At 65.6% G+C, this 9,048-nt stretch carries 8 protein-coding genes and 1 pseudogene; 4 read left to right on the top strand and 5 right to left on the bottom strand.

Features of this window, described 5'->3' with window-relative positions; translation table 11 throughout:
* The 4 genes from JOY90_RS25430 to JOY90_RS25415 all read left to right on the top strand — a co-directional run.
* On the top strand, positions 1 to 743 hold a 743-nt coding region (locus tag JOY90_RS25430; RefSeq protein WP_291693863.1), incomplete at its 5' end, for an efflux RND transporter periplasmic adaptor subunit.
* On the top strand, positions 740 to 3,913 hold the full coding sequence (locus JOY90_RS25425; RefSeq protein ID WP_291693862.1) for an efflux RND transporter permease subunit: 3,174 nt from the start codon (positions 740 to 742) through the stop codon (positions 3,911 to 3,913). The genes JOY90_RS25430 and JOY90_RS25425, both read left to right, overlap by 4 nt.
* A gap of 90 nt (positions 3,914 to 4,003) precedes the next feature.
* Complete coding sequence (locus JOY90_RS25420) at positions 4,004 to 4,546, top strand: invasion associated locus B family protein (RefSeq protein WP_291693861.1); 543 nt, start codon at positions 4,004 to 4,006, stop codon at positions 4,544 to 4,546.
* A 138-nt stretch (positions 4,547 to 4,684) separates the two neighbouring features.
* Complete coding sequence (locus tag JOY90_RS25415) at positions 4,685 to 5,350, top strand: TetR/AcrR family transcriptional regulator (RefSeq protein WP_291693860.1); 666 nt, start codon at positions 4,685 to 4,687, stop codon at positions 5,348 to 5,350.
* A 109-nt stretch (positions 5,351 to 5,459) separates the two neighbouring features.
* Here the strand turns inward: JOY90_RS25415 and JOY90_RS25410 are convergent, their stop codons facing one another.
* The 5 genes and pseudogenes from JOY90_RS25410 to JOY90_RS25390 form a co-directional block, all read right to left on the bottom strand.
* Positions 5,460 to 6,176, bottom strand: coding sequence for an ABC transporter ATP-binding protein (locus JOY90_RS25410; RefSeq protein WP_291693859.1), 717 nt, complete (start codon positions 6,174 to 6,176; stop codon positions 5,460 to 5,462).
* Positions 6,173 to 6,940 (bottom strand): ABC transporter ATP-binding protein, encoded by a 768-nt coding sequence (locus JOY90_RS25405; protein ID WP_291693858.1) that lies wholly within the window; start codon positions 6,938 to 6,940, stop codon positions 6,173 to 6,175. The genes JOY90_RS25410 and JOY90_RS25405 overlap by 4 nt, the downstream gene beginning before the upstream one ends.
* Positions 6,930 to 7,922, bottom strand: a complete 993-nt coding sequence (locus JOY90_RS25400) for a branched-chain amino acid ABC transporter permease (protein ID WP_291693857.1) — start codon at positions 7,920 to 7,922, stop codon at positions 6,930 to 6,932. The genes JOY90_RS25405 and JOY90_RS25400 overlap by 11 nt, the downstream gene beginning before the upstream one ends.
* The gene (locus tag JOY90_RS25395; protein WP_291693856.1) at positions 7,922 to 8,785 is read right to left on the bottom strand and encodes a branched-chain amino acid ABC transporter permease; all 864 of its coding nucleotides are present in this window, start codon (positions 8,783 to 8,785) and stop codon (positions 7,922 to 7,924) included. Before JOY90_RS25395 ends, JOY90_RS25400 begins: the two co-directional genes overlap by 1 nt.
* 52 nt (positions 8,786 to 8,837) lie before the next feature.
* Positions 8,838 to 9,048, bottom strand: a pseudogene (locus tag JOY90_RS25390) (branched-chain amino acid ABC transporter substrate-binding protein); the annotation flags it as partial.

Below are 9,048 nucleotides of genomic sequence, written 5' to 3'. Positions count from 1 at the left end.
AGTTCGCCACGCGCCAGCAGACCGACACCCAGCGCTCCACGGTCGCGCAGCTGACCGCCCAGATCGCCGCCGATGACGCCGCGATCGCCAATGCGCAGACCCAACTCGATTACACCCAGGTGAAATCGCCGATCACAGGAATCGCCGGCCTGCGCCAGGTCGACGTCGGCAACATCGTCAACGCCGCGACCCAGACCGGCATCGTCACCGTGGCCCAGATCGAGCCGATCGCGGTCATCTTCACCGCGCCGGAAGACCAGCTCCCCTATATCAGCGAATCCCAGGCCGCCGCACCGCTGAAGGTCGTCGCGATCACCACCGACGGCAAGAAGCCGCTGGCGGAAGGCACGCTCGCGGTGATCAACAACCAGGTTGACACGACCAGCGGGACTATTCGGCTGAAAGCGGTGTTCGACAACAAGAACCATGCGCTGTGGCCCGGCCAGTCGGTTTCGACGCGGCTGCTGGTCAGAACGTTGAAGGATGCGACGGTGGTCCCTGACGACGCGGTCCAGCACGGCACCAACGGCCTCTATGCGTACGCCGTGACCCAGGACAACAAGGCGGAGCTGCGCAAGGTCAAGGTCAGCCAGTCGATCGATGGACGTTCGGTGGTCGACGAGGGCCTGAAGCCGGGCGAACGCGTGATCACGGGCGGACAGTTCAAGGTGCAGCCGGGTTCCCTCGTGAACACGGCAGTGGCAAGCTCCGGCCAAGCGCAAGACAAGGTCAAATCTGAATGAGCGGCCAGACCGGCGTCAACGGCCAAGAAAAAGGGCGAGGCATTTCGGCGCCCTTCATCCGCTATCCGATCGGCACCTCGCTGCTGATGGCGGGCATCCTTTTCGTCGGTCTCGTCGCCTATCCGCAATTGCCGGTCGCGCCGTTGCCGCAGGTCGACTTCCCGACCATCCAGATCACCGCGACACTGCCGGGCGCGAGCCCCGAGACGATGGCTTCCTCGGTCGCTCAGCCGCTGGAGCGGCAGTTCGCGCAGATTCCCGGCATCGCCCAGATGACGTCGACGAGCTATCTCGGCACCGCGGCGATCACCATCCAGTTCGATCTCAATCGATCGATCGACGGTGCCGCCAACGACGTGCAGGGCGGCATCAATGCCGCCAGCGGCCAGTTGCCGAAGAATCTGCCCTCGCCGCCGACCTACCGCAAGGTCAACCCGGCGGATTCGCCGATCATGTTGTTGTCGGCGACCTCGGAGGCGCTGCCGATCACCACGGTGAGCGACGCCGTGGATGCCCAGCTTGCGCAGCAGATCAGCCAGATTTCCGGCGTCGCACAGGTGTCGATCGGCGGCCAGCAGAAGCCGTCGATCCGCGTCCAGGTCGATCCGGCCAAGCTGGTGGCCAAGGGCCTGTCGCTGGAGGACATCCGCAGCCAGATCGTGCTCACCACGGTGGACGCCCCGAAAGGCAATATCGACGGTGAGAAACGCGCCTACACGATTTACGCCAACGACCAGCTCCTCGACGCCCAGAAATGGAACGACGTCATCGTCGCCTACCGCAACGGCGCACCTTTGCGGATCCGCGACATCGGCCAGGCGGTGACCGGTCCCGAAGACGCCAAGCAGGCGGCCTGGGCCAACGGCAAGCGCGGCGTGTTCCTGGTGGTGTTCAAGCAGCCCGGCGCCAACGTCATCGAGACCGTCGACAAGATCAAATCGCTGCTGCCGCGGCTCGTCGCTGCGATCCCGCCGGCGATCAAGATCGAGATCATATCCGATCGAACCCAGACCATCCGTGCGGCAGTCGAGGACGTCCAGTTCACGCTGCTGTTGACCATCTTCCTCGTGGTCATGGTCATCTTCGGCTTCCTGCGCAGCTTCTGGGCAACCGTGATCCCGACCATCACCGTGCCACTGGCCCTGCTCGGCGCCTGCGCGCTGATGTGGGTGTTCGGCTACACGCTGGACAACCTGTCGCTGATGGCGCTCACCATTGCCGTCGGCTTCGTGGTCGACGACGCCATCGTGATGCTGGAGAACATCTCGCGCTACATCGAGGAGGGCGAAAGACCGCTGGCCGCCGCCTTCAAGGGCGCGAGCGAGATCGGCTTCACCATCGTCTCGATCAGCGTCTCGCTGGTCGCCGTGCTGATTCCGCTGCTCCTGATGGGCGGCATCATCGGCCGCCTGTTCCGCGAATTCGCGGTCACGCTGGCGATGACCATCTTCGTCTCGATGGTGGTGTCGCTGACGCTGACGCCGATGATGGCCTCGCGCTTCCTGCGCTCCCATCACGAGACCAGGCACGGCAAGCTCTACCAAATCAGCGAGCGCGGCTTCGATGCGATGCTGCGCGGCTATGAATACGTGCTCGACCTGGCACTCAGTTGGCGGCGCACCACGCTTGTGATCTTCTTCGCCACCCTCGGCCTGTCCGTCTATCTCTTCATCATCATCCCGAAGGGCTTCTTCCCGCAGCAGGACGTCGGCCTGATCACCGCGACGTCCGAAGCATCGCAGGACATCTCCTTCGAGGCGATGAAGGCCAAGCAGGAGCAGCTCGTCAACATCGTGTTGCAGGACCCCGACGTCGCGACCGCCGCGATGGCGATCGGCGGCAGCGGCCGCGCCGGCAACAACGGCAACATGTTCATCACCCTGAAGCCGCGCGACGAGCGCAGCGCATCCGCCCAGGAGATCATTGCGCGGCTGCGTCCGAAGCTCGCCAAGGTCGAGGGCGCGAACCTCTATATGCAAGCCGCGCAGGACGTGCGCCTCGGCGGCCGCCCGACCCGCACCCAGTTCGAATTCACGCTGCAGGACGCCAATCTCGCCGAGCTCAACGAATGGGCGCCGAAGATCCTGGGGAAGATGCAGACGTTGTCGGAGGTGCGCGACGTCGCCACCGACCAGCAGACGCAAGGCACGACGCTGGAGCTCAAGATCAACCGCGATACGGCCTCGCGCTACGGCATCTACCCTCAGCTCATCGACGACACGCTGTATGATGCGTTCGGCCAACGCCAGGTGACGCAATATTTCACCCAGCTCAATTCCTACCACGTGATCCTGGAGATCCTCCCCGAGCTGCAGGGCAAGATCGATACGCTCGACAAGATCTACGTTCGCTCGCCGCTCACCGGCGACCAGGTGCCGCTCTCGACCTTCGCAACCTGGACCAGCGTGCCGGTCCGTCCGCTCTCGATCAGCCACCAGGGCCAGTTTCCGGCGATCACCATCAGCTTCAACCTCGCTCAGGGCGTGGCGCTCGGCCAGGCCACCGACGCGGTGCAGAAGGCGATGGCCGAGCTCGGCGCGCCGGCGACGCTGAACTCGAGCTTCCAGGGCACCGCCCAGGCGTTCCAGCAATCGCTCGGCACCGTGCCGCTCCTGATCCTCGCAGCGCTCGTCGTGGTCTACCTGATCCTCGGCATTCTCTACGAGAGCTATATCCACCCGATCACCATCCTCTCGACGCTGCCGTCGGCCGGCGTCGGCGCCTTGGCGATTCTCATGGCGTTCGGCTACGACTTCAGCCTGATCGCGCTGATCGGCATCATCCTGTTGATCGGCATCGTGAAGAAGAACGGCATCATGATGGTCGACTTCGCCATCGCGGCCGAGCGCGACCAGCATCTCACCTCCGAACAGTCGATCCGGCAGGCCGCCCTGCTCCGCTTCCGTCCGATCATGATGACGACGATGGCGGCCATGCTCGGCGGCGTTCCGCTGATGCTCGGCACCGGAACGGGATCGGAGATCCGCCAGCCGCTCGGCTACGCGATGGTCGGCGGCCTGATCGTCAGCCAGGCGCTGACGCTGTTCACCACGCCGGTGATCTATCTCTATCTCGACAAGCTCTCCAACGCGTTCTCGCGCTGGGGCCGCTCCGGCAGGACCGAGGACGAGCACGCCGAGCACCGCGCGGTCAAGGAAGCTGCCGAGTGACTTGACTTCACGGATCGCCCCATGCAAGCACCTCGCTTGAGGAGCCGCCCCCGTAAGACGACCGCAGCGCCTGCCGTTCTCGCAGCTCTCGTGATTCTGGGATGGCCGGCCGCGGACGCCGCGCAAGGCCCGAAGGCCAAGGATCCCGCCGCTAATCCCGCCACCACTCCCGCGACCACGCAAACCGCGCCGCAGCCCGAAGCTTCTCCCACCAACACGCCGCCGCAGCCCGGATGGGTCGCGCGCTGCTCGAGCCTCGGGCGCGATGCGCCGCTCGAATGCGCGGTGGAGGAGACTGCGGTGCTCACCAAGACCGGACAGGTGATCGTGGTGGTCAACATCCGCGTCGCCAGCGACACCCACACCCCGGTCGCGGTGGTGCAGTTGCCGCTCGGGCTGAACCTGCCCGCCGGCACAAGGATGCAGGTCGATGAGGGCAAGCCGATCGATCTCACCATCCAGACCTGCGAGGACCGCGGCTGCTACGCCAACTCGCCGGTCGCGCCGGAACTGCTCGCGGCACTGAAATCCGGCAAGCAGTTGAAAGTATCGTTCCAGACGTTGTCCAAGGAAACGGTCACCATTCCGATGCCGCTTGCCGATTTTCCGGCGGCCTACGACAGGATAAAGTAACGCCACCAGCCTCGCTTCCGCCTGTCCTTGCGATCTCCGCGCGGCCTTCGTCCAGGATGCGACTATCGATGGCGGCCAATTGCGCCAAATGATGATCGCAATTATCATCCCGGTCGCCCGCCGAGAGTAGCAAGCCGAATGCCCCCTCCGAGCGAACTCGACTTCCCCGGCGTCACGCCATCGCGCCAGCGTCGGAGCCGCGAGACCACCCAGGCGCTGCTGAAAGCGGGCGCGGAGATGCTGCGCACCCACAGCTTCCATGAGCTGTCGATCGACGCCCTCTGCCGCGAGGTCGGCGTCACGGTCGGCGCCTTCTACAGCCGATTCGAGAGCAAGGACGCCTATTTCCAGGTGCTGCTCGAACTCGCGGCGCGCGACGGCAACCGCGCGCTGTCGAAGGTCCCGACCAACAAGCAGATCAGGAGCCCCGATCTCGCCCGGCTTTGCTTCGGGATCGCGCGCGATGTGACCAGCTGGATCCGGGATCACGAGGGCGTGCTGCGGGCGGCGCTGCAGCACAAGAACACCAGGCCCGACAAATGGACTCCGTTCCGACGGTTGGCGCGCGGCGCGGCCTCCCGCGCCACACCGCTGATCCTGGCCGCCATGGGCGATGGCGGCGACAAGGCCGCGAGAACCGCGGCGATCGGCTTCGGCTTCCAGGTCATGTTCGGCACGCTGGTGAACGCCATCCTCAACGACCCCGGTCCGATCTCGATCCGCGACAGCGAGATGGAGGCGAAGCTCGGCCATTGCCTGCACCTGCTGCTGCGGGCCGAAATGACGCCGCCGCGCGGCAGCTAACTAAGAGCGTTTTCGAGCGAAGTGGATACCGGTTCGCGTGAAGAAAACGCGTCAAAACAAAGCAGCTAGAGCTTCCGTTCCGATTCCATCGGAACGCAAAAAGCTCTCGCTAGCCTCCCAGATACGCCTTCTGCACCTCCGGATCGTTGGCGAGCGCAGCAGCGGGGCCCGACAGCACGCTCCTGCCCACCTGCAGCACGGTCGCGAAGTCGGAGACCTCCAGCGCCAGCTCGATCGACTGCTCGGCAAGCAGGATCGTCAGGCCTTCCCGGTGCAACCGGCCGAAGGTCTCGTACATCGATTCCACCACTGCCGGCGCGAGGCCGAGCGACGGCTCGTCCAGCATCAGGAGCTTCGGATCGCTCATCAGCGCGCGGCCGACCGCCAGCATCTGCCGCTCGCCGCCGGACATGGTGCCGGCGCGCTGGTTGCGGCGCTCCTTCAAGCGCGGAAAGATCTCATAGACCCGCTCGAGCAGCACGGCGGCACGTGCCTTGTCGCGCAACGGCGTGGCACCGAGCATCAAATTGTTCTCGACGCTCTGTTGCACGAACAGCCGCCAGCCTTCCGGCGACAGCGCAAGCCCCTTGCGCACGATCGCGAATGCGTTCTCGCCGCCGATCGGCTGACCGAGGAAACTGATCGTGCCGGAATGAAGCGGGATCAGGCCGGCGATGGCGTTCAGCGTCGTGGTCTTGCCACCGCCATTGGATCCGAGCAGCGCCACCACGCTGCCCTCCGGCACCTCGAGCGAGACGTCGGAGACCCCGATCAGGTCGCCATAGCGCACCTCGAGCCGGTCGATCTTGAGCAGCGGCGCCCTCATGTCACGGGTCCGCCCATCAACTCGACCGGCGTGTGCCCCGCCGCGGCCTTGGCGGCGCGGGGGCCGAGATAGGCCGTGATCACGGCCGGATTGCTGGTGACCTCGCGCGGGCTGCCGCGGGCGATCTCGTGGCCCTGGTGAAACACCACGACGCGGTTGGCCAGCGACATGATCACTTCCATGATGTGCTCGACGATCACCAGCGTGATCCCGGAGCGATGGATGTCGCGCACCAGGTCGATCGCGAGCTGCACCTCGCGCTGATTGAGCCCGGCCATCGCCTCGTCGAGCAGCAGCACCTTCGGCTCGGTGGCGAGCGCACGCGCGATCTCCAGCCGCTTGCGGCCGGGCGTGCCGAGCGTGCGCGCCGGCGCGTCCGCCAGCCGGATCATGCCGACGCGTTCCAGCACCGCGCGCGCCTTGGCCTCGGCATCGGCGCGTCGCTTGTGGCGCAGAAAGGCGCCGATCATGACATTCTCCTTCACCGTCATGTCGGTGAAGGTCTGCGGCACCTGGAAGGTGCGGGCGAGACCGAGCCGCGCCCGCGCCTCCGGCGTCGCCGTCGTGATGTCGTGGCCGCCGAATGACACCCGGCCCGACGTCAACTCGATGTCGCCGGTCAGGCAGTTGAAGAAGGTGGACTTGCCGGCGCCGTTCGGCCCGATCAGGCCGAGAATGTCGCCCGGCTCCAGCGCGATCGAGGCGGCATTCACGGCCTTGAAGCTGCCGAAGGCCTTGGTGACGTCGTGCGCTTCAAGGAGCATGGCTGGCTTCCACCTTGGCGACGGCCTCCGCCGGCTTGCCGCGGCGCTCCCACAGCCGGCCGGCCAAGGCGAGCAGGCCGCCGGGCTGGAAGCGCGCGATCAGGACGATGATCGCGCCATAGACCACGAAGGTGAGGCCCGCGCCCTGCCCGCCCAGCAGGCTGTTGGAGATTTCCTCCAGCGGCACCAGGATCGCGGCGCCGACCAGCGGCCCGAACAGCAGGCCGGCGCCGCCGAGCGCGGCCATGATCAGGATCTTCACCGAGATCAGAATGCCGAGGCCCGATTCCGGATCGACGAAGCCGAACATCATCGCATAGAGCGCGCCCGCGATGCTGGTGAGCCCCGCGCTCAGCATGTAGGCGTAGAGCTTGATGCGGCTGGTCGGCGCGCCGAGCGAGCGCGCAGCGCGCTCGGAATCACGGATGGCGCGCAGATAAAAGCCCATCCGGCTGTTCGCCATCGTCCAGGTGATGGCGAGCGTGATCGCGAGCACCAGAAGGAACAGGTAGTAATAGGGCAGCGCCGAAACGAACGAGAGATCGAAGACGTTGCGCGGCACGGCCGGGCCACTCAGGCCGGGGGACGCGCCGAGATAGTCGGTGTTGGTGACGATCAGCCGCACGGTCTCGGCGACCGCGATCGTCGCCATGCTGAAATAATGTCCCGACAGCCGCAGGGTCGGCACGCCGACGGCTGCGGCGATCGCGACCGCCAGCACAAAGCCTATGGGAATGCCGACCAGCGGAGTCAGCTCGAAATGGGCATAGGCGCCCATCGCCGCATAGGCGCCGCAGCCGAAGAACACGACATGGCCGACCGAGACCTGCCCGGCATAGCCGCCGATGATGTTCCAGGCCGATGCCGCGATCGCATAGAGCAGGACCAGCGCGCCGATCCGCTGCGCGAACGGGTTCGACACGATAACGGGATAGAGGATGAGCAGCGCGAGCAGCAGCAGGGGCCAAACGAAGCGGCGCATCAGGCTTTGCCCATCAGGCCTTGCGGCCGGAACCAGAGAAACAGGAGAAACAGCACATAGACCACGATGTCCTGATAGACCGCGCCGATCAGATAGCCGGAGAGTGATTCAATGACCCCGATCAGCAGGCCCGCGACCAGCGCGCCGGGGATGCTGCCGAAGCCGCCGAGCGACACCGTGACGAAGGCGACGATTCCCAGGGTCTCGCCGACCGTCGGCACGATGTAGAAGAAGGTCGCGATCAGCGCGCCGGCGAGCCCGGTCGCGGCGGCCGCGATCCCCCACGCAATCGCCTGCATGGAATCGGGGCGGATGCCCATGAGCTGGGCCGCGGTCGCGTCCTCGGCGACCGCCAGCATCTTGGAGCCGAGCGAGGTGCGCGTCAGCAACAGATGCAGGCCGAGCGTGACCAGGAGACCGACGACGCCCGCCACCAGCCGCGCCGCCTCGATCCGCAGGCCAAGGAAGGCCAAGGTGCCGCCGACGATGTTCTGCGGCAGCGACAGGAAGTTGGCGCCGAACCACCAGAACACGGAATAGCGCAACAACAGCGCGAGGCCGAAGGTGCCGAGGATCTGCGCCAGCATCGGCCCCTTCATGATGTCGCGGATCAGGGCGAAATAGACGATGACGCCGAGGGTCGCCAGCGACAGGGTCGCGAGCGGTGCGCCGAGCAGCGGCCCTCCGCCGAGCAGCGTGTACACGACATAGGCGACGTACATGCCGAGCATGACGAAATCGCCATGGGCGAAATTGACGATGTTCATCATGCCCCAGACCAGCGTGAGGCCAGAGGAAAACAGCGCGTAGACGGCGCCGAGCAACAGCCCGCCGACAATCACCTGCACGAGAACAAAGGACATGGGGCGATCTTTTGAAAAAGGGCGGGATCAGGTCCCGCCCTTAGGGAGTCCGTCACCAGCCCTTGTAGGGCATCATGGGCGCCTTCGCGGCACTGTCTTTCGGCCAGACCGCGACGTAGTGCTCGCCGTCCTGCAGCTGGATCATGACACCGGACGCCAGGATGTTCTGCCCCTTTTCATCAAACTTGATGCCCTTGTAGCCCATCATGAGCTGATCGGGTTTCAGGTCGGTTGCCTTCAAGGCCGCCTGAATCTTGGCGGGA

Origin of the sequence: Bradyrhizobium sp., from assembly GCF_019242285.1 — a bacterium.
Taxonomy (GTDB): domain Bacteria; phylum Pseudomonadota; class Alphaproteobacteria; order Rhizobiales; family Xanthobacteraceae; genus Bradyrhizobium.
The sequence above is the reverse complement of the archived record's forward strand: the minus strand, read 5'-3'. Positions and strand labels throughout refer to the sequence as shown.